The sequence below is a fragment of the Pseudomonas sp. YQ_5 genome (assembly GCF_043103305.1).
GTDB lineage: Bacteria > Pseudomonadota > Gammaproteobacteria > Pseudomonadales > Pseudomonadaceae > Aquipseudomonas > Aquipseudomonas putida_Y.
The window spans coordinates 1-20052 of record NZ_JBICJS010000095.1 but is presented as its reverse complement, the minus strand read 5'-3'; the positions used below and the strand labels follow the sequence as shown (position 1 = coordinate 20052).

Genomic DNA, 20052 nt, shown 5'->3' with positions numbered 1-20052 from the left:
AATCACGTGCTGCTGCAAGTTAGACTTCCCTGGAGTCGCAGCATACACACCTAAGCGGGCCGTGGCATCCTGTCCCAGGAGTGTTCTGGGTTGCAGGGAGGGGAGGGGCTTTGCGCACGAAGTCTGTATTTTTTGAGTTTCAGAGGCGCCTGTCAGAAAAGTCGTAGTTGTTGGACTCATTGCACTCAGCTAAGTAACGCATCATTCCTTATCTACGTTTCGATGAAGGGGACCGAAGCCTGGAGCAGTTCACACTACCCCGGCAGCCTCATCGGCTTTCTCGTCCCCTTCGCGAATCACCTCACAAGATTAGAGAAACTGCTCGGCATAGTGACAAGCCACCTGCCGCGTACTCACCTGCCTCAGCGCCGGCACCTCCTTGGCACACCGCTCGGTCGCATACGGGCAGCGTTTGTGAAACGCGCACCCATCCGGCGGGCTCAGCGGGTTGGGCAGCTCCCCGGCGATGCGAATCTTCGGCTTCAACGGGTCTGGATGAATCGCCGGTGTCGCCGACAGCAACGCCTGGGTATACGGGTGCAGCGGCTTCGCGTAGATGTCCTCCTTCGGCCCCATCTCCGCCGGCCGCCCCAGGTACATCACCAGTACCTGATCCGCCACATGCCGTACCACCGCCAGGTTGTGCGAGATGAACACGTAGGCGGTGTTGAACTCCTTCTGCAGATCCATGAACAGGTTCAGCACCTGCGCCTGAATCGACACGTCCAGCGCCGAGGTTGGCTCGTCCGCCACCAGCACCTTGGGTTGCAGCATCATCGCCCGTGCCAGGGCAATGCGCTGGCGCTGGCCGCCTGAAAACATGTGCGGGTAGCGCTGATAGTGCTCGGGGCGCAGGCCGACCTGCTCCATCATCTTCTGCACCTTGTCGCGGCGCTCGGCCTTGCTCAGAGAAGTGTTGATCAACAGCGGTTCGGCCAGTTGGTCGCCGATCTTCTGCCGTGGGTTGAGCGAGGCGTAGGGGCTCTGGAACACCATCTGCACATCGCGGCGCAGTTGTTTGCGCTCTGCCTTGCTGGCGCCCTTCACCTCGGTGCCGGCAATTTGCAGCGAGCCGGACGAAGGCTCTTCGATCAGGGTCAGGGCGCGGGCCAGGGTCGACTTGCCACAGCCGGACTCGCCGACCACGGCCAGGGTCTTGCCGGCCTCCAGTTCGAACGACACGCCATTGAGCGCGCGTACCAGCGCGTGGCCCTTGAACAGCCCGCGGGACACTTCGTAATGCCGGGTCAGCTCCCGTGCGGTAAGTACGACGGCCATCACGCCACCTCCTGATTCAGCGGGTAGAAGCAACGCACCAGGCTGTGGGCCTGTGGGTCGAGGGGCGGGCGCTGGCGCCGGCAATTGTCCTGTACATAGGGGCAGCGTGGTGACAGCAGGCAGCCGACCGGGCGGTCGTAGCGGCCGGGGACGATGCCAGGCAGTGTGGCCAGGCGTTCGGCGCCAATGCTGTGCTCGGGGATCGCGGCGAGCAGGGCTTCGCTGTAAGGGTGGGCGGGCACATCGAACAGTTCTGGCACCTGGCCGACTTCCACGGCTTGGCCGGCGTACATCACGCACACCCGCCTGGCGGTTTCGGCGACCACGGCGAGGTCGTGCGTGATCAGGATGAGCGCCATGTTGCGCTCCTTCTGCAGGTTGACCAGCAGTTCCATGATCTGAGCCTGGATGGTCACGTCGAGGGCCGTGGTCGGTTCGTCGGCGATCAGCAGCTTGGGCTCGCCGGCAATGGCCATGGCAATCGCCACACGTTGGCTCATGCCGCCTGACAGCTGGTGCGGGTAAGCGTCCAGGCGGCTTTCGGCGGCCGGAATCTCGACCTTCTTCAAGAGCTCCAGAGCACGCTGGCGGGCAGCCTTGCCCTTTAGGCCCAAGTGCTGGCGCAGCACTTCCTCGATCTGGAAGCCCACGGTGTAGCTGGGGTTGAGCGCGGTCATCGGGTCCTGGAAGACCATGGCGATGTCCTTGCCCACCACCTTGCGCCGCTGACGGCCGCTGAGCTTGAGCATATCGGTGCCGTCGAAGGTCAGTGAGTCGGCGGTGATGCGCCCGGGAGCGTCGATCAGGCCCATCAGGGCCATCATGGTGACCGACTTGCCCGAGCCGGACTCGCCGACGATGGCCAGGATCTCGCCAGCGTCGACTTTCAGGTCCAGGCCGTCCACCACCGGTACTGCATTGGCGTCGCCGAAGCGCACGTTCAGGTTGTTGATCTGCAACAGTGACATGGCGTTCTCCTCAGGCGGCGTTCTTGAGTTTCGGGTCCAGCGCGTCGCGCAGGCCGTCGCCCATCAGGTTGATTGCCAGCACACTGAGCAGAATGGTCAGGCCAGGCAGGCTCACTACCCACCAGGCGCGCTCGATGTAGTCTCGGGCCGAAGCCAGCATAGTGCCCCACTCGGGGGTTGGCGGCTGTACGCCGAGACCAAGGAAACCCAGTGCGGCGGCGTCGAGGATGGCTGAGGAGAAGCTGAGGGTGGCCTGCACGATCAGCGGGGCCATGCAGTTGGGCAGCACGGTGACGAACATCAGCCGTGGCAGGCCGGCACCGGCCAGGCGTGCGGCGGTGACGTAGTCGCGGTTGAGTTCACCCATCACCGCGGCGCGGGTCAGGCGCACATAAGAGGGCAGCGAGACGATGGCGATGGCGATCACGGTGTTGATCAGGCCAGGGCCGAGGATGGCGACGATGGCCACGGCCAGCAACAGCGACGGCAAGGCCAGCATCACGTCCATCAGGCGCATGATCGACGGGCCGAGCAACTGCGGGAAAAAGCCGGCCAGCAGCCCAAGGAGAATGCCCGGAATCAGTGACATCACGACTGAGGACAGGCCGATCAGCAGCGACAGCCGTGCGCCCTGAATCAGCCGCGAAAGCAGATCACGGCCCAGTTCGTCGGTGCCCAGGATGAACTGCCAGGTGCCGCCTTCCAGCCACACCGGCGGGGTCAGCAGGAAGTCGCGGTACTGCTCGCTCGGGTCATGCGGGGCGACCCAAGGCGCGAACAGCGCGCAGAACACAACCAGGCACATGAAGGCCAGGCCCATTACCGCGCCCTTGTTGCGCGCGAAGGCTTGCCAGAATTCTTTGTACGGGGAGGGGTAAAGCAGGCTCTGGTCCACCGGGCTGGCCGGCGACACGGATTTTGGAATTGGGCTAGTCATGGCAAAGGCCTCAGCGCTGATGACGGATGCGTGGGTTGGCCAGGCCGTAGAGGATGTCCACGACGAAGTTGACCAGAATCACCAGGCAGGCGATCAACAGGATGCCGTTCTGGACCACGGGGTAGTCACGGGCACCGATGGCTTCGATCAGCCATTTGCCGATGCCCGGCCAGGAAAAGATGGTTTCGGTCAGCACTGCACCGGCCAGCAGCGTGCCGACCTGCAGGCCGAACACGGTCAGCACCGGGATCAGCGCATTGCGCAGGCCGTGCACGAACACCACGCGGGCCGGCGACAGGCCTTTGGCGCGGGCGGTGCGGATGTAGTCCTCACGCAGCACTTCGAGCATCGACGAGCGGGTCATGCGGGCGATCACTGCCAGCGGGATGGTACCGAGCACGATGGCCGGCAGGATCAGGTGCATCACTGCGTCCTTGAACGCGCCCTCTTCATCGCTGAGCAGGGTATCGATGAGCATGAAGCCGGTTTTCGGCTCGATGTCGTAGAGCAGGTTGATGCGCCCGGATACCGGGGTCCAGCCCAGGCTTACCGAGAAGAACATGATCAGGATCAGGCCCCACCAGAAAATCGGCATCGAGTAGCCGGCCAGTGATATGCCCATGACACCGTGGTCGAACAATGAACCGCGCTTGAGTGCGGCGATTACCCCGGCCAGCAGGCCGACGATGCCGGCGAACAGCAGGGCGGCGAAGGCCAGTTCAAGGGTGGCCGGGAACAGGGTGAGGAACTCGCGCCACACGCTTTCGCGGGTGCGCAGCGATTCGCCAAGGTCACCCTGGGCAAGTTTGCCGACGTAGTCCAGGTACTGGACCGGCAGTGGCTTGTTCAGGCCCAGGCGTTCCATGGCCTGGGCATGCATTTCGGGGTCGACCCTGCGCTCGCCCATCATCACTTCCACCGGGTCGCCGGGGATCAGGCGTATGAGCGCGAAGGTCAGCAAGGTGATGCCGAAAAAGGTCGGTATCAGCAGGCCAAGGCGCCGGGCAATAAAACTCAACATTGTCGGGGTTACCTCATCAGGCCGTGGGGCGATCAGCCCGCTACGGCAGTGCCGCCGGTCCCCCTGTGGGGTGCCGGCGGTCGTTGTTGTTCTACTTCACCTTGGTCGTGGCGAAGTTATTGTTGGTCAGAGGGCTGATCACGTAGCCCTCCACGTTGTCACGCATGGCGGTGAACATCTTTGGATGAGCCATGCTGATCCAGGGTTGGTCGTCATCGTACACTTTCAATGCCTCGTTATAGAGCCTTGCACGCTCGTCGTTGTCGATCACCTCGCGGGCACGGGTGATCAGCTCCTGGAATTTCGAGTTGCACCAGCGCGCGTAGTTCTCACCGTTCTTGGCCGCCTCGCAACTGAGCAGCGGGCCAAGGAAATTGTCCGGGTCGCCGTTGTCGCCTGCCCAGCCGGTTGACACCAGGTCGGCTTCGCCCTGCTTGGCGCGGCGTAGCATCTCGGCCCATTCCATTACGCGGATATCCAGCTTCAGGCCGATCTGCTTGAGGTCGGCTTGCAGCATTTCGGCCGACAGGCGCGGGTTGGGGTTGGTCATGCCGCCGCCGTTGCGGGTGAACAGGGTGATTACCGTACCCTCGGGTACACCGGCCTGCCTGAGCAGGGCGCGGGCTTTGTCGAGGTCGCGCGATGGGTTCTGGTTGTGGGTGTTGTAGCCGATCATGGTGGGTGGGTAGGGGTTTACCCCCACCAGCGCGTTGCCTTTGCCAAACAGTTGGTCAACATGGGTCTGGCGGTCGAAGGCCATGTTGATGGCTTTACGTACGCGCACGTCGTTGAGGTATTTGTGCTGGGTATTCATGGCGATATAGCCGGTGACCAACGCTTCGGTCTCTGCGACCTTGAGGTTGGCGTCGGCTTTTATCGAAGGCACGTCCTCCGGTTTGGGGTACAACGCCACCTGGCACTCGTTGGCGCGCAGTTTCTGCAGGCGCACGTTGCTATCGGTAGCGATGGCGAATATCAGGGCGTCGGCTGGCGGCTTGCCGCGAAAGTAATCCGGGTTAGGTTTGAAGCGGACCTGCGCATCCTTGTTGTAGCGCTGGAAGATGAACGGGCCGGTGCCGATCGGCTTGCTGTTCAGCTCTGCGGTCTTGCCGGCCTTGAGCAACTGGTCGCCGTATTCGGCGGAGTAGATCGAGGTGAACCCCATCGCCATGTCCCGCAGGAACGGCGCTTCCGGGCGGGTGAGGGTGATCACCACCGTGTGGTCGTCGGTTTTGTCCACCGCCTTGAGCAGCTGCCTGAAGGCCATGCTTTCGAAGTACGGGTAGCCGACGCTGGTCTTGTCGTGCCATGGGTGGGCGGGGTCGAACTGGCGGCGCAGGCTCCACAGCACATCGTCGGCGTTGAATTCACGGGTAGGGGTGAAGTACTCGGTGCTGTGGAACTTCACCCCGTGGCGCAGGTGAAACGTGTAGGTCAGGCCGTCGGCTGAAATGTCCCAGCGCTCGGCCAGGGCCGGCTGGATATCGGTGGTGCCGGGCTTGAAGTCGACCAGGCGGTTGAACAGGGTTTCGGACGAGGCATCGAAGGTGACCCCAGTGGTGTACTGAACAACGTCGAACCCTTCCGGGCTGGCTTCTGTACACACCACCAGCGGTTTGGCCGCCAGTTGCGTGGCGCCGCCCAGAAGCAGCGCGACCAGGGCTAGGCGCAACGGCCGCGATTTCATGAAAGCACTGTGCATGTGTTGAAAACTCCCTGCTTGCATTGGTTCCAGCGTAGCCGCCCCGGCCCGCAGCGAAACGGGCCAGGGCGCCGACGGTCAGAGAATGTTGAACGGAATGGTGGTGACCACGCGGAACTCATCCAGGCTGCCATCGCCCTGTGCCTTGCTGGCGCGATGGGTGGTGTAGGTGGCGCGGATGCTGGTGTCTTTCAGCGGCCCGCTCTGCAGCGCGTAGCTGGTGCCGATACCCCACTCGTAGTGGGTTTCGCCATCCAGGCCATTCACGTCGTAGGCAGTGCCACGGTAGTGGGTGCCGTCGATACCCCAGCCGCGGGCGTTGTAAAGGTTGAACTTCAGGCCAGGCACGCCGTAGGGCGCCATGTTCAGCACGTAGGAAATCTGCAGCGATTTCTCGTTGGGGCCGTTGAAGTCCGACAGCAGCGAGTTGGCCAGGAAGATGCCGTTGGTTTCGTGCAGGTAGTCAAAGTACTCGTTGCCGTTGACCTGCTGCCAGGAGGCGCTGAGGGTGTGGGCCTGATGGGTCAGGCCCAGTGACAGGCTGTAGGTGTCGTTGTCGATCTTGCCCATTTTCTGGCTGCCGGCGTCGACGGTCTTGTAGTAGTTCAGGCCGGTGCTCAGGCTGAGCACTGCGCTGTCGCCGAGCACATGGTTGGCGCCGAAGTAGTACTGGTTCCAGAAGTCGTCGACCTTGGTGGCGTACAGGCTGGTACTCAGGCTCTTGAACGGCTGGTAGTTGATGCCGGCGGTGCTGGCACGGTCGGTTTCCACGCCGGTGGCACTGTACTCGCTGCGGAACTTGCTGAGGCTCTGTTCGGTACGTGGCGAGACGCGGTCGAAAGTACCCAGGTCGATGCTGAGGTTGTCGAATTCGGCGCTGTGCAGGAATGCGCCCTGGAAGCTCGAGGGCAGGGCGCGGTTGCCGATGTAGGCGATCATCGGCGTGTCCACCGACTGGCGGCCGAGGGTAAGGGTGGTGTTGGACACACGCGCCTTGATATTGCCCAGGCCCAGTTTGCTCCACTGGCCGATGGGGTCGCCATCGCTGTGGGTGAGGGTGCGGTTGTTGGGGCCGGCAATGGCTTCGCGGCTCTGCTGCAGGGCGATGGCGTTGTAGCCGGCGGCCTCGACGGCGAAGCCCACGGTGCCCTGGGTGAAGCCGGAGCTGTAGTTGAGGATGGTGCCCTGTACCCAGTTTTCACGGCTGTGGGTGTCGTGGCGGGTGCCGTCGTTCTTGTAGTACTTCCACAGCGGCGCGCGTGCGGCGCGTTCGCGGGCATACCAGTTGCGGGTGCTGCCGGACAGGCTTTGGCCGTCGATGAAGCCGCTGGCTTGCGCTTGCTCGCTGGTGCTTTTGAGGGTGAGCGGGAGGTAGTCCTGGCTCTGCGGATCTGCCTGGGCCACAGTGGAAAAGGCACTGATGGATAACGCCAGTGCGGTCAAGGTGAATACTTTCAAGGTTAAAGCTCCCTTTCTTTTCTAGTTATGGCCGGCCTTGTGGGCCGGGTGATTGCTGCTGTGTTGCCAGGGTTGCCGCGGGATCACCGGGCAGAATCGGGGTGTTGTGTTGGCCGTACTGGCCTCTTCGCGGGCAAGCCCGCTCCCACAGGCAGGGCGCAGTGTCCGAACCTGTCGAGATCCTGTGGGAGCGGGCTTGCCCGCGAAGAGGCCGGAACTGGCTAACGCTTAATCAACACTCACACCGGAAAAATCATTGCGCCCAAACGGGCTGACCTTGAACTGGGAAACCTTGACGCTAAGCGGCTGGTTCACTGTGGAATGCGCCACCGGGGTAATCGGTACCTGCTGCTTGAGCCGCTGCTGGGCCTGCTGGTAGAGGGCGGTGCGCTGGGTACGGTCGGTCACCTGCTTGGCCTGCTTGACCAGGCTGTCGTACTGCGGGTCGCACCACTGCGAGTAGTTGTTGCTGCCGATGGCATCGCAGCTGTATAGGGTGCCCAGCCAGTTGTCCGGGTCGCCGTTGTCTCCGGTCCAGCCGATCAGGGCGACGTCGTGCTCACCGTTTTTCATGCGTTTGAGGTATTCGCCCCATTCGTAGCTGACGATGCGCACCTTGAACCCGAGTTTGCTCCAGTCGGCCTGGAGCATTTCGGCCATCAGCTTGGCATTGGGGTTGTACGGGCGCTGCACCGGCATGGCCCACAGGGTGATCTCGGTGCCAGGTTCGACACCCGCCTGCTGGAGTAGCTGTCTGGCCTTTTCCGGCGCGTACGGGGCGTCCTTGATGCTGTCGTCATAGGACCACTGGGTCGGTGGCATGGCATTGACCGCCAGTTGGCCGGCGTCCTGATACACCGCCTGGATGATGGCTTTCTTGTTAACCGCCATGTCCATTGCCTGGCGCACTTCCAGGCGGTCGAACGGCGGGTGCTGGGTGTTGTAGGCGATGTAGCCGAGGTTGAAGCCTGGTTGCTGAAGCACCTGCAGCGTGCTGTCGGCCTTGAGCGCCGGCAGGTCGGCCGGGCGCGGGTGCAGGGTGACCTGGCATTCGTTGCGGCGCAGCTTCTGGATGCGCACCGAGGGGTCGGTATTGATCGAAAACACCAGGTTGTCGATCTTCACTTCGTTCGCTGCCCAATAGTCCTTGTTGCCCTTGTAGCGAATCTGCGAATCCTTCTGGTAGCGCTGGAACACGAACGGCCCGGTACCGATAGGCTGCTGATTGATGTCGCTGGGGCGTCCACTGGCCAGTAACTGCTCGGCGTATTCAGCGGAGAGGATGGAGGCGAAGCTCATGGCCAGGTTCTGGATGAACGCGGCATCGACCGTGTTCAGGGTGAACACCACGGTCATCGGGTCGATCTTCTCGACGCGGGCGATGTTCTTGTCCAGGCCCATGCCGATGAAATAGGGGAATTCGGTAGGGTAGGCCTGACGGAACCGATGACCCTTGTCGAGCATGCGGTTGAAGGTGAACAGCACATCGTCGGCGTTGAACGCGCGACTCGGGCTGAAGGCCTTGTTGCTGTGGAACTTGACCCCTTCACGCAGGTGGAAGGTGTAGCGCAGGCCGTCGTCGGACACCTCCCAGCGGGTCGCCAGGGCCGGGTGCACGGCGGTACCGCCACGTTCAAACTCGACCAGGCGGTTGTAGATGGGTTCGGCGGCGTCGTTGTCGGTGGCGCTGGTGTACTGAGCGGTGTCGAAGCCAGCTGGGCTGCCCTCGGAGCAGAACACCAGATTGTTAGCCAAAACGGCCGGGGATTGGCTGATCAGGCCCAGGGCCAGCAGGGTCGAAAGGCGTTTGGCGAAGCACATGGCAGTTCCTTTTTCATCTGTTTGCGCCGCCTTGGGGTGCGAATGGCGGCAACAGTTAGCCGACCCCGCAGCGGATAGCTGCAGGACGACATGAAAGGGTGGCAAGGAGGGGGCACCCGCCGCTCAGCGGGTGCCACGGTCAGCCTATTTGTCCACGCTTACGCCGTAGAAGGAATTCAGCGCAAACGGGCTGATCTTGAAGTCCTTCACCTTGGCGCTCATGGGTTGGTAGACAGTGGAGTGGGCGATCGGGGTGATCGGTACCTGCTCCTTGAGGATGTGCTGCGCCTTTTGGTACAGCTCGGTGCGCTTGGCCTGGTCGGACGTGGCCTTGGCCTGTTTGATCAGGTCGTCGTAGGGCTTGTAGCACCACTTGGAGAAGTTGTTGCCATCGACGGCATCGCAACCGTAGAGGGTACCCAGCCAGTTGTCCGGGTCACCATTGTCACCGCTCCAGCCAATCAGCATCGCACCCTGCTCGCCGCCTTTGGAGCGCTTGATGTATTCGCCCCATTCATAACTGACGATCTTCGCCTTGATACCGATCTTGGCCCAGTCGGCCTGGAGCATTTCGGCCATCAGTTTGGCATTGGGGTTGTACGGGCGTTGCACGGGCATGGCCCACAGGGTGATTTCGGTGCCTTCCTTGATGCCGGCTTCCTTGAGCAGTTGCTTGGCTTTCTCGGGGTCGAAGGCGGCGTCCTTGATGCTGTCGTCATAGGACCACTGCGTGGGCGGCATGGCGTTGACCGCCAACTGGCCGGCGCCTTGGTACACCGACTCGATGATCTTTTTCTTGTCCACGGCCATGTCCAGCGCCTGTCGGACTTTCAGCTGGGCCATGGGGTTGGCCTCGTTGCTGCCCTTGATCTTGTCCATCACGTTGTAGGCGATGTAGCCGAGGTTGAAACCGGCCTGCTGCGGCATTTGCAGGTTCTTGTCGGCTTTTAGCGGCTCGATGTCCGCCGGGCGTGGGAACAGGGTGACCTGGCACTCGTTCTTTTTAAGCTTCTGCATGCGCACCGAGGCGTCGGTGGTGATGGCAAAGATCAGGTTGTCGATCTTCACGTCCTCGGGCTTCCAGTAGTCCTTGTTGCCCTTGAAGCGGATCTGCGCGTCCTTCTGGTACTTGCTGAACACGAACGGGCCGGTGCCGATCGGCTTCTGGTTGATGTCGGCGGCCTTGCCGTTCTTGAGCAGCTGGTCAGCGTATTCGGCGGACTGGATCGAGGCAAAGCTCATGGCCAGGTTCTGGATGAACGCGGCGTCAACCTCGTTGAGGGTGAACCTCACCGTGTGCTCGTCAAGTTTCTCCACCTTGGCAATGTTCTTGTCCATGCCCATGTCGGTGAAGTATGGAAACTCGGTGGGGTACGCCTTGCGGAACGGGTTGTCCTTGTCGAGCATACGGTTGAAGGTGAACAGCACGTCGTCGGCGTTGAACGGGCGGCTGGGCTTGAAGTAGTCGGTGGTGTGGAACTTCACCCCTTCGCGCAGGTGGAAGGTATAGGTCTTGCCGTCGTCGGACACCTCCCATTTGGTTGCCAGGCCCGGGATGACCGCAGTGCCGCCGCGCTCGAACTGGGTCAGGCGGTTGAACACGGTCTCTGCCGAGGCGTCGAAGTCGGTCCCGGTGGTGTACTGCCCCGGATCGAAGCCGGCCGGGCTGCCTTCGGAGCAGAACACCAGGTTGGATGCGGCAACGGCCGACGGTGCGCCGCTGAGCAAGCCTGCACCCAGCAGGAACGGAATGACTGCGTGTTTGAGCATGGTGGCCTCATTGTTGTCATTTTTTGGATGAGGTGGCCTCGTGAGCCGACCTGCGGATACTTATGCAGGGGCTGTTCTCAATGCAACAGGTAGGAGGATAGTTGGCGCCAGAAAAGTGGAACGTCCGTACATGGATGTCGCATCGATATAACTTTTGGCGAAGTTAAACGTTTGCGTAGGCGCGATGATGGCGTTTTGCGCGATATTTCGGATGGGCAAGAATGTAGGAAGGCACCTATGTGGTGCGTAGGAAACTTCCGAAAATCGTGAAATTGATGCGGTCACCTGTAGGAGCGGGTTTACCCGCGGACACGGGCGAAGCCCGTGCCATCCACCGCAGTGTCTAGTTCGCGAGCCCACCCGCTCCCACAGATGATGCGTGGGCGCCTTATGGCATCTGCACTTCGATCAGGCCATCGGCGTTCATGCTCACTTCACTGGTGCCCGCCTCGATATCCGGCGCGGGTGCTGCTTCATCAGCCCCCATGGCCTTCATCGCCATCGGCGCGCTACGCAAGTACGGGCGCGGGTAACCGCTGCTGTTGAGGTTCAGGCTGACCACTTTGTAGCCTTTGCCACCCAGCGCTTCAGTCGCCAGTTGCGCGCGAGCCTTGAAGGCATCGACCGCATCCTTGAGCAGTGCATCCTCGCTGGCCTTGCGCGTGGCGGGTGCGATGGAGAAGTCCATGCCGCCCATTTTCAGCTCTTGCAACAGATCGGCGGTAAGCTGGGACAAGGCCGGGAAGTTGGCGCTTTCCAGGCGCAGCTCGGCGCGTTCGCGCCAGCCGGTGATCTTCTGGCCCTTGCTGTCGTATACCGGGTAGCTGTTGCGGCTGCCCTGGCTGATCTTCACGTCCTTGACCTGGCGCGACTGCTGCACGGCCTTGTTCATGGTTTCGGTGATCTGCTTGGCGAGCTTGCCCGGGTCGCTGTTCTGCGCTTCGCTGTACAGGGTCACGACCATCAGGTCGCGCGCCACTTCCTTGCTGACTTCGGCCCGCAGCGATACCTGGTTGAAACGCGGTTCATCGGCGGCCAGTGCCGGCAGGCTGGCGAGCAGGCCACAAGACATGATCAGGGCGGCGCCGCGACGTGGGATTTGCATGTGATACTCCTTGGCATTGAAAGGCGTGGGGGCTGGACTTCCATTCCACGCATGGCCCATCGGACCGGCAACAGTGTAGTGGGTTCAAAAGTGCCATCATGAACCTGTGACAAAGTGTGGCGCTTTGCCGCATCGCTGCAGCGAGGCGCCCGGCTTCGGTATACTCCAGCCGATTTTTCTGGAGCACTCATCAGGAGAGCTCATGCTCGCCGCCGTACAACCGTTGTCCGCTACCCGCCAGAACCTCTGGCGCCTCACCCTTATTCGGGTCCTGGTCCTGGCTGCCCAGGCCGGCTCGGTGGGCGTTGCCTACTGGACCGAACTGCTGCCGTTGCCCTGGCTGTCGCTGGCCGGCACCTTGGCCCTTTCTTCGCTGCTGTGTGCCTTCACGGCCCTGCGCCTGCGCCTGTCGCTGCCCGTCACCGAAATGGAATACGCCCTGCAGCTGGCCTGTGACCTGCTGATCCATAGCGCCTTGCTGTATTACTCCGGCGGCTCGACCAACCCGTTCGTGTCGTATTACCTGGTGCCGCTGGCGATCGCTGCGGTGACCTTGCCGTGGCTGTATTCGCTGATCCTGTCGGGTATTGCGCTGACGGCCTACAGTTTGCTGCTGGTGCAGTTCTACCCGCTCGAAGGGCTGCCAATGGCGCGGGACAAGATGCAGGTCTACGGCATGTGGCTGAGCATTGCCTTGGCTGCCGCAGTGATCACCTTCTTTGCCGCGCGCATGGCCGAAGAGCTGCGCCGCCAGGAACAGCTGCGTTCAGAGCGGCGTGAAGAGAGCCTGCGCGACGAGCAACTGCTGGCAGTGGCGACCCAGGCCGCCGGCGCCGCCCATGAGCTGGGTACGCCGCTGGCGACCATGAGCGTGCTGATCAACGAAATGCGCCAGGACCACACCGACCCGCTGTTGCAGGAGGACCTGCAGATCCTCCAGGACCAGGTAAAGCTGTGCAAAGAGACCTTGCAACAGTTGGTGCGCGCAGCCGAAGCCAACCGACGCCTGGCCATCGTGGAGCAGGATGTGACTGCCTGGCTGGACGAGGCGCTCAACCGCTGGCACCTGATGCGCCCGGAAGCCAGCTACCGCTTCCAGCGCCTGCGCGACGGCAAAGTGCCGCGCCTGTCTCCGCCGCCAGACCTGACCCAGGCGCTACTGAACCTGTTGAACAATGCCGCCGATGCCTGCCCTGATGATCTGGAGGTTCGCCTGGACTGGGACGCCCAGGACATCGTCATCAGTATCCACGACCACGGCCCTGGCGTACCGCCGGCCATTGCCGAAGCCATTGGCAAACCTTTTATTACCACCAAGGGCAAAGGCTTTGGCCTTGGCCTGTTCTTGAGCAAGGCCAGCGTGACCCGTGCGGGCGGCTCGGTGAAACTCTATAGTCATGAACAGGGTGGCACCCTGACCGAACTGCGCCTGCCCTATGGCAAGCGAGGAGATGAATGATGAGCGAAGAAAACCAGGTCGAAAGCGAAGAGCTGCCGCACCTGCTGCTGGTGGATGACGATGCCACCTTCACCCGGGTCATGGCCAGGGCCATGAGCCGTCGCGGTTTCCGTGTGAGCACTGCCAGCTCTGCCGAAGAGGGCTTGATTCTGGCCCAGCAGGACCTGCCGGACTACGCCACGCTGGACCTGAAAATGGATGGCGACTCCGGCCTGGTGCTGCTGCCCAAGCTGCTGGAGCTGGACCCGGAAATGCGCGTGGTGATCCTGACCGGTTACTCGAGCATTGCCACCGCAGTGGAGGCGGTCAAGCGCGGTGCCTGCAACTACCTGTGCAAGCCGGCTGACGCCGATGACGTGTTGGCAGCACTGCTGTCGGAGCACACCGACCTGGATACCCTGGTGCCGGAAAACCCGATGTCGGTCGATCGCCTGCAGTGGGAACACATCCAGCGCGTGCTGAACGAGCATGAAGGCAATATCTCGGCCACTGCGCGGGCGCTGGGCATGCACCGGCGGACGTTGCAGCGCAAGCTGCAGAAACGGCCGGTTCGGCGCTGATTCTCCATTGATGATGTTGGCCTGTTCGCGGGTAAATCCACTCCTGCAACTGTGAGAGCGGGCTTGCCCGCGAAGGGCTGCAAGGCAGCCCCAATCAGGGCGAGCACGATGAAGGTACTGTTGGTCATCCTTGCGATGGTTGCAGGTAGCGTCAAGGCTGAGGACTGGCCTGACCCACAGTGGCAGAGCGACCCTGCCGCCCTCGACTGGCAGGCCGTCGACGCTTATGCCTTTCCCGCACGCTCTCCCTCGGAGCGCAACGGCATCCGCACCGACGCTCTGCTGATCATCCGCGACGGTCGTATCCTCCACGAGCGCTACACAGCGCCCACCCGTGCCGACACCGCGCACCTGACCTGGTCGGTAAGCAAGAGTGTACTGGCCACGATAATGGGCGTGGCCCAGGGCGAAGGCCGCTTCCAGATGCAAGACCCGGTCAGCCGCTTCTATCCACCCATGCGCGCCCACCCCGGTGTGCGTATGGCCGACCTGCTGCACTGGGCCAGTGGCCTCGACTGGCAGGAAGACTATGAATATGCACCGCTGAAATCCTCGGTGGTGGCCATGCTGTATACCCGTGGCCGCGCAGACATGGCTGCCTATACGGCAGCGCGGGGTGCCGCTGCCAGCCCCGGTCAGCGATTCCTCTACTCCAGTGGCGACAGCAACCTGCTGGCCGCAGCGCTGCGCGGCATGCTCGATGCCGGGCAGTACCCCGACTATCCCTGGGACGCACTGTTCACCCCGTTGGGTATCGGCAGTGCGGTATGGGAGCGTGACCGGGCAGGCACCTACGTAGGCTCTTCTTATCTGTACCTAAGTGCCCGCGATTTGGCCCGTATCGGCCTGTTGATGCAACGCGACGGGCGCTGGCAGGGCCGACAATTGCTGCCCAAAGCCTGGGTAGCCTTCAACCGTACCCCGTTTGCCCAGGCCCAAGCGCTGCCTGGCGAGGCCACCCCCGGTGGCCACTGGTGGCTCAACCAGCCGCTGGCTGGCGCCGAACGGCCTTGGCCCAGCGCACCCGCAGACACCTTCGCCGCCCTTGGCCACTGGGGGCAGGCGTTATATGTGCTGCCTGAACAAAAGCTGGTGATCGTGCGCTACGCCGATGACCGCGACAGCAGCTACCGACACGACGAACTGCTCAAGCGGGTGCTGGCGGCACTGGCCGGGGAGGGGGCATGAAGCGGCTATTGCTGCTGGTCCTGGCAGGGCTCCTGTATTGGGCCTGGCAAGAACGCCAGGCGCTGGCGGACTTCCCCGGCATACTGCCGGCCTACTCGGCCAAGGAATACTGTTCCTGCCGCTTTGTCATGGGCTTTGACGAGGCGTACTGCCGAGGGTATGTGAAGCAGTGGCTGCCATTGAGCCTGCTGGAGGAAAACAGCCAGCAGCGGCAAGTCACCGCTGAAGGCCTGGGGCGGCGCAGCCAGGCGGCCTGGCAAGGCGCGCGTGAGGGCTGCCGCTTGCTGCCATGAATGCAGGCGGGTAAGGTTGGCGGCCTGGTTTCACGAGATCTGTCATGTTCAAGCTGCCCCGCCTGCTGCCTGCCTTGTTGCTGCCTTTGTGCCTGCCCGCTCATGCCAATTGGCACCTGGATGGCGAATCTTCACGGCTGTCGTTTATTACCGGCAAGAATGGCAATACCGCCGAAGTGCATCGTTTTCTGGTGCTGCACGGCACGGTCGACCGCAAGGGTGTGGCCGGGTTGAGGATCGAGATGGACTCGGTAAGCAGCGGTATCCCGCTGCGTGACGAGCAAATGCGCGACAACCTGTTCGAGGTCGAGCGCTTCGCCGAGGCCACAGTGAAGACGCAGATCGACCTGCAGCCGATCAATGACCTGGCCGATGGTGCACAGATCGAGTTGCGTCTGCCGCTGACGGTCACCCTGCATGGCCAGTCGCACCGCTACAATGTTTTGTTGCTGGCCACCCGCCTGGATGCGCGGCGTTTCCAGGTGGTGACCCTTGAGCCCCTGGTGCTGCGCGCCGAAGATTTCGGCTTGATGCCGGGCCTGGAAAGCCTGCGCAAGTTTGCCAGGTTGAAGTCCATCAACCCGTCGGTGCCGGTTAGCGCGGTGCTGATCTTCACTGCGCGCTGACATGGCGGGGCCGGTCTTCCCCTGGCGGGATGGCAACCAGTTCGAACTGCTTATCGATGGCCCCGCGTTCTTTCCGCGCATGCTCCTGGCGATCATGCGGGCCGAGTTCCAGGTTGACCTGGAACTGTACCTGGTCGAGGCCGGCGCCTGTGCCGAGGCGGTGGTGGACGCGCTGGAGCAGGCTGCCCGACGTGGCGTACGGGTGCGCTGCCTGTTTGATGACTACGGTGCATTGGCCTTCAACAGTGCGTTGCGTCAGCGCCTGCTGGACGCTGGCGTGTACTTGCGCTGGTATAACCGCCTGCGCTGGAAGCGTGGCCTGCGTAACCTGTACCGTGATCATCGCAAATTGCTACTGGTGGACGAACGTTGGGCCGTGGTGGGGGGGACGGGCGTTACCGACGAGTTCTGGAAGCCGGGTGAGGCGACCAGCGAATGGCACGAAGTGATGGTGCAGATGCAGGGGCCGGTGGTGAGCGACTGGCAGTTGCTGTTCGACCGTCAGTGGCACGCCAACACTCGCCGCACCGCCTGGCGCCCTGCTGAAGGCTTTGGCCTGCCGCGTCTGCCCAAGGTGCCTGCGCAGGGGCAGGGCATGGGCCGGGTCGCTTATGCCGACGCCCGCCAGCACCAGGACATCCTGCACGCGCTGGTACGGGCACTGAACAGCGGCAAGAAACGGGTATGGCTGGCCACGCCGTACTTCTTGCCGACCTGGAGCGTGCGCCGCTCGTTGCGTCGGGCTGCCAGCAAGGGCCTGGACGTGCGGCTGTTGTTGACCGGTCCGCGCACCGATCACCCCTCGGTACGCTACGCCGGGCATCGTTACTACCCGCGGCTGTTACGCGCGGGCGTACGGATTTTCGAGTACCAGCCGTGCTTCCTGCACCTGAAGATGGCTGTGGTGGACGACTGGGTCAGCGTCGGTTCGTGCAACTTCGACCACTGGAACTTGCGCTTCAACCTTGAAGCCAACATCGAGGCGCTGGACCCGCCGTTGACAGCGGCGGTGGTGGCCAGCTTCGAGCGCGACTTCGCCCTGAGCGAAGAAGTCGATCTCGCTCACTGGCATGCACGGCCTTTGTGGCGCAGGGTCAAGCAACGGATCTGGGGCTGGCTCGATCGGTTGGTGGTCAACTTCCTCGACCGCCGTGACTGACAACGGCTATCGTGCAGTGACTATTTACGGTTAACCGAAGGAGTGGGCGAGATGACGGCGAAGAAAATTCTCATGCTGGTGGGCGACTACGTCGAAGATTACGAAGCGATGGTGCCGTTCCAGGCCCTGAGCATGGTAGGCCACACGGTGCATGCGGTGTGCCCGGAGAAGCTGGCGGGGCAGACCGTGCGTACCGCGATTCATGACTTCGAGGGTGAGCAGACCTACAGCGAAAAGCCCGGGCACAATTTTGCCCTGAATTATGACTTCGTGCGGGTGCGGCCCGAGAGTTATGACGCGCTGCTGATTCCAGGTGGCCGTGCACCAGAGTACCTGCGCCTGAATGAAAAGGTGCTGGAACTGGTGCGTGCGTTCGACCAGGCCGGCAAGCCGATTGCAGCGGTATGCCATGGTGCCCAGTTGCTGGCGGCGGCTGGGGTGCTGGATGGGCGTGAATGCAGCGCGTACCCGGCATGTGCGCCAGAAGTGCGCCTGGCGGGTGGCACGTTCATCGACATCGCGGTGGACCAGGCGCATGTGGATGGCAACCTGGTGACCGCACCGGCATGGCCAGCGCACCCGGCTTGGCTGGCGGCGTTCCTTCAAGTACTGGGCACGCGTATTGTCTGACAGGCTTGGTTGAGTTCAGAGCGGGTTGCTTCAGGCAACCTGCTCAACCCAGTCATTGAGGTTGTAGTAGTTGGTCACCCGGGCAATCTTGCCACAGTGAATATAGAAGAACGCCCCCGCCGGCAGCACATAGGTCTGCCCGTTTGCCGCCGGCAACCCTTCGTCATCGACCAGGTATTCGCCATGTACGGTGAACTCCGCCGCCGCGCGGCTGCCATCGGCGTTCTGCATCACCACGATGTCGGCCAGGCGCTCGCGGTAGCAGCGGTTCATCTTTTCCATGAACGCGGCGAACCTGGCCTTGCCCATCTGACGCTCGCCCTGGTTGATGTCGTGGATCACGTCTTCGCTGAGCAGCGCCAGAAAGCCTGGCATGTCACCCGCGTTGAAGGCGGCGTAGTAAGCATTTACCAGTTCGGTTGCGGTCATGGAACAATTCCTGTCGTGTAGGGAAAAGGCGGGTCGCTAACTCGGATGATAGGGTTTCCCCTCAAGCCCGGCTTAGCCGAGCGCGTCATCCACATCGACAAAACGACCGCCAAACATGGAAATACGCCTGTTGCACGGTGCCGCTATCGCGCCTTACATCGATGACCTCGCTCGCCTGCGCCTTACTGTGTTCCGCGAGTTCCCCTACCTTTACGACGGCACCCCGGAGTACGAGGCCGACTACCTGGCCAACTATGCCCGCTCCGGGCGCAGCCTGGTTGTGCTGGCGCTGGACGACGGCAAAGTGGTCGGCGCTTCTACCGGCCTGCCGCTGGTGGACGTCGCGCCCGAATTCCAGCAGCCATTCCTGGCCCAGGGGCGCGACCCGGCCAGTGTGTACTACTTCGGTGAGTCGCTGGTGTTGCCGGCATACCGCGGTCAGGGCCTGGGGGTTCGCTTCTTCATCGAGCGCGAGTCCTACGCACACAAACTGGCCGAGTTCGATTATTGCGCGTTCTGCGCGGTCGAACGGCCTGGTGCACACCCGCGACGACCAGCAGAGTACAAACCCCTGCACGGCTTCTGGCGCAACCGCGGCTTCCTGCACGACCCGTCGCTGCGCACCACCTACGCCTGGCGCGACCTGGACGAGCAGGAAAGCTCTGACAAGCTGATGTCATTCTGGCTCAAGGCACTGCCGATATGATCCGCCTGGCGGCCTGCCAGTACGCCATCGAGCTGCATGAGACGTGGGACGCCTACGCCGACCACCTGCAAGGCCTGTGCGCCGAAGCGGTGGAGGCAGGGGCACGCTTGCTGCTGTTGCCGGAGTACGCCGGGCTGGTGCTGAGCGGCCAGCTGAATGCCGGGCAGCGGGAAGACCTGAAGGCTTCGATTGCCGGCATCCAGCCGCTGATCGAACCCTGGAAAGCGTTGTGCGAGAGCCTTGCCCGGCGCTGGGGGATCTACCTGCAACCGGGCAGTGTGCCGGTGCTGGACAACGATGGCCGCTACCGCAACCGTGCCTGGCTGTTCGGCCCCCAAGGTGTGCTGGGTTATCAGGACAAACTGATGATGACCCGCTTCGAGCGCGAGCAGTGGGATATTGCTGCAGGCCAGGGGTTGCAGGTATTCGAAACCGAACTGGGGCGGCTTGGCATCCTGATCTGCTACGACAACGAGTTCCCGATGCTGGCCCGCCGCCTGGCCGAGTGCGGTGCCGACCTGATTCTGGCGCCGAGTTGTACCGATACCGAGGCCGGTTACCACCGGGTGCGTATTGGCGCCCAGGCGCGCGCTCTGGAGAACCAGATTGCCGTGTTGCAGAGCCCTACGGTGGGGGTGGCGCCGTGGTCACCGGCATTGGACGAGAATATCGGCCGGGCAGGCCTGTTCGTGCCGCCGGATCACGGGATGCCAGGGGATGGGGTGGTGGCGTTGAGTGAGCAGTTGAACCCGGACTGCAGCCAGTGGCTGGTGTGTGAAGTGGATTTGGAGGAAGTACGGCGGGTGAGGCAGGAAGGGCAGGTGTTTACCTGGCGGGACTGGCCGGAGCAGTTCGAGAGAGTCCTGTGATGACTGTGGCGGTCTCTTCGCGGGCAAGCCCGCTCCCACAGTCAAACGCGTAGCCTTCTGGCTTGCGCTGAAC

19 protein-coding genes are annotated in these 20052 nt (G+C 62.6%); 9 read left to right on the top strand and 10 right to left on the bottom strand.

Annotated elements, in window-relative coordinates; all coding sequences use genetic code 11:
- Positions 1-309: 309 nt before the first annotated feature.
- The 9 genes from ACF8EA_RS20955 to ACF8EA_RS20915 all read right to left on the bottom strand — a co-directional run bounded on the left by ACF8EA_RS20955 (position 310) and on the right by ACF8EA_RS20915 (position 12060).
- Entirely contained in the window at positions 310-1278 is a 969-nt protein-coding gene (locus ACF8EA_RS20955; protein WP_275966925.1) for a peptide ABC transporter ATP-binding protein, read from the bottom strand.
- Entirely contained in the window at positions 1278-2246 is a 969-nt protein-coding gene (locus ACF8EA_RS20950) for an ABC transporter ATP-binding protein (protein ID WP_010952089.1), read from the bottom strand. Before ACF8EA_RS20950 ends, ACF8EA_RS20955 begins: the two co-directional genes overlap by 1 nt.
- Positions 2247-2256: 10 nt before the next feature.
- The gene (locus ACF8EA_RS20945) at positions 2257-3183 is read right to left on the bottom strand and encodes an ABC transporter permease subunit (protein ID WP_009685150.1); all 927 of its coding nucleotides are present in this window, start codon (positions 3181-3183) and stop codon (positions 2257-2259) included.
- A 10-nt stretch (positions 3184-3193) separates the two neighbouring features.
- Positions 3194-4204, bottom strand: a complete 1011-nt coding sequence (locus tag ACF8EA_RS20940; RefSeq protein ID WP_021781800.1) for an ABC transporter permease subunit — start codon at positions 4202-4204, stop codon at positions 3194-3196.
- Positions 4205-4295: 91 nt separating this feature from the next.
- Positions 4296-5906: an ABC transporter substrate-binding protein gene (locus tag ACF8EA_RS20935; protein ID WP_392523121.1), complete on the bottom strand. Its 1611-nt coding sequence runs from the start codon at positions 5904-5906 to the stop codon at positions 4296-4298.
- Positions 5907-5984: 78 nt separating this feature from the next.
- Entirely contained in the window at positions 5985-7364 is a 1380-nt protein-coding gene (locus ACF8EA_RS20930; RefSeq protein WP_021781802.1) for an OprD family porin, read from the bottom strand.
- A 228-nt stretch (positions 7365-7592) separates the two neighbouring features.
- Positions 7593-9185, bottom strand: coding sequence for an ABC transporter substrate-binding protein (locus ACF8EA_RS20925; RefSeq protein WP_279934870.1), 1593 nt, complete (start codon positions 9183-9185; stop codon positions 7593-7595).
- 144 nt (positions 9186-9329) lie between these two features.
- Entirely contained in the window at positions 9330-10955 is a 1626-nt protein-coding gene (locus ACF8EA_RS20920) for an ABC transporter substrate-binding protein (RefSeq protein WP_275966927.1), read from the bottom strand.
- A gap of 388 nt (positions 10956-11343) precedes the next feature.
- Positions 11344-12060, bottom strand: coding sequence for an SIMPL domain-containing protein (locus tag ACF8EA_RS20915; RefSeq protein ID WP_021781805.1), 717 nt, complete (start codon positions 12058-12060; stop codon positions 11344-11346).
- A gap of 202 nt (positions 12061-12262) precedes the next feature.
- Between ACF8EA_RS20915 and ACF8EA_RS20910 the strand changes: the two genes are divergently transcribed.
- The 7 genes from ACF8EA_RS20910 to ACF8EA_RS20880 all read left to right on the top strand — a co-directional run bounded on the left by ACF8EA_RS20910 (position 12263) and on the right by ACF8EA_RS20880 (position 17975).
- Positions 12263-13519, top strand: a complete 1257-nt coding sequence (locus ACF8EA_RS20910) for an ATP-binding protein (RefSeq protein ID WP_021781806.1) — start codon at positions 12263-12265, stop codon at positions 13517-13519.
- Positions 13519-14079 (top strand): response regulator transcription factor, encoded by a 561-nt coding sequence (locus ACF8EA_RS20905; RefSeq protein WP_003255244.1) that lies wholly within the window; start codon positions 13519-13521, stop codon positions 14077-14079. The genes ACF8EA_RS20910 and ACF8EA_RS20905 overlap by 1 nt, the downstream gene beginning before the upstream one ends.
- A 108-nt stretch (positions 14080-14187) precedes the next feature.
- The gene (locus tag ACF8EA_RS20900; RefSeq protein ID WP_021781807.1) at positions 14188-15267 is read left to right on the top strand and encodes a serine hydrolase; all 1080 of its coding nucleotides are present in this window, start codon (positions 14188-14190) and stop codon (positions 15265-15267) included.
- A complete protein-coding gene (locus tag ACF8EA_RS20895; protein WP_021781808.1) occupies positions 15264-15560 on the top strand; it encodes a hypothetical protein in 297 nt (98 codons plus the stop codon). The genes ACF8EA_RS20900 and ACF8EA_RS20895 overlap by 4 nt, the downstream gene beginning before the upstream one ends.
- A 44-nt stretch (positions 15561-15604) precedes the next feature.
- On the top strand, positions 15605-16186 hold the full coding sequence (locus ACF8EA_RS20890; RefSeq protein WP_392523119.1) for a YceI family protein: 582 nt from the start codon (positions 15605-15607) through the stop codon (positions 16184-16186).
- Between the two features lies 1 nt (position 16187).
- Positions 16188-17345: a phosphatidylserine/phosphatidylglycerophosphate/cardiolipin synthase family protein gene (locus tag ACF8EA_RS20885; protein ID WP_021781810.1), complete on the top strand. Its 1158-nt coding sequence runs from the start codon at positions 16188-16190 to the stop codon at positions 17343-17345.
- A gap of 51 nt (positions 17346-17396) precedes the next feature.
- Positions 17397-17975, top strand: a complete 579-nt coding sequence (locus ACF8EA_RS20880) for a DJ-1/PfpI family protein (RefSeq protein WP_252460157.1) — start codon at positions 17397-17399, stop codon at positions 17973-17975.
- 30 nt (positions 17976-18005) lie between these two features.
- Here ACF8EA_RS20880 and ACF8EA_RS20875 read toward each other — a convergent pair whose 3' ends face one another.
- Positions 18006-18404 (bottom strand): nuclear transport factor 2 family protein, encoded by a 399-nt coding sequence (locus ACF8EA_RS20875; protein ID WP_021781812.1) that lies wholly within the window; start codon positions 18402-18404, stop codon positions 18006-18008.
- Between the two features lie 115 nt (positions 18405-18519).
- Here ACF8EA_RS20875 and ACF8EA_RS20870 point away from each other — a divergent pair, with 115 nt between their 5' ends.
- Positions 18520-19110 (top strand): GNAT family N-acetyltransferase, encoded by a 591-nt coding sequence (locus ACF8EA_RS20870; protein WP_003255235.1) that lies wholly within the window; start codon positions 18520-18522, stop codon positions 19108-19110.
- Positions 19107-19979, top strand: a complete 873-nt coding sequence (locus ACF8EA_RS20865) for a carbon-nitrogen hydrolase family protein (protein WP_084850650.1) — start codon at positions 19107-19109, stop codon at positions 19977-19979. Before ACF8EA_RS20870 ends, ACF8EA_RS20865 begins: the two co-directional genes overlap by 4 nt.
- Positions 19980-20052: the final 73 nt, after the last annotated feature.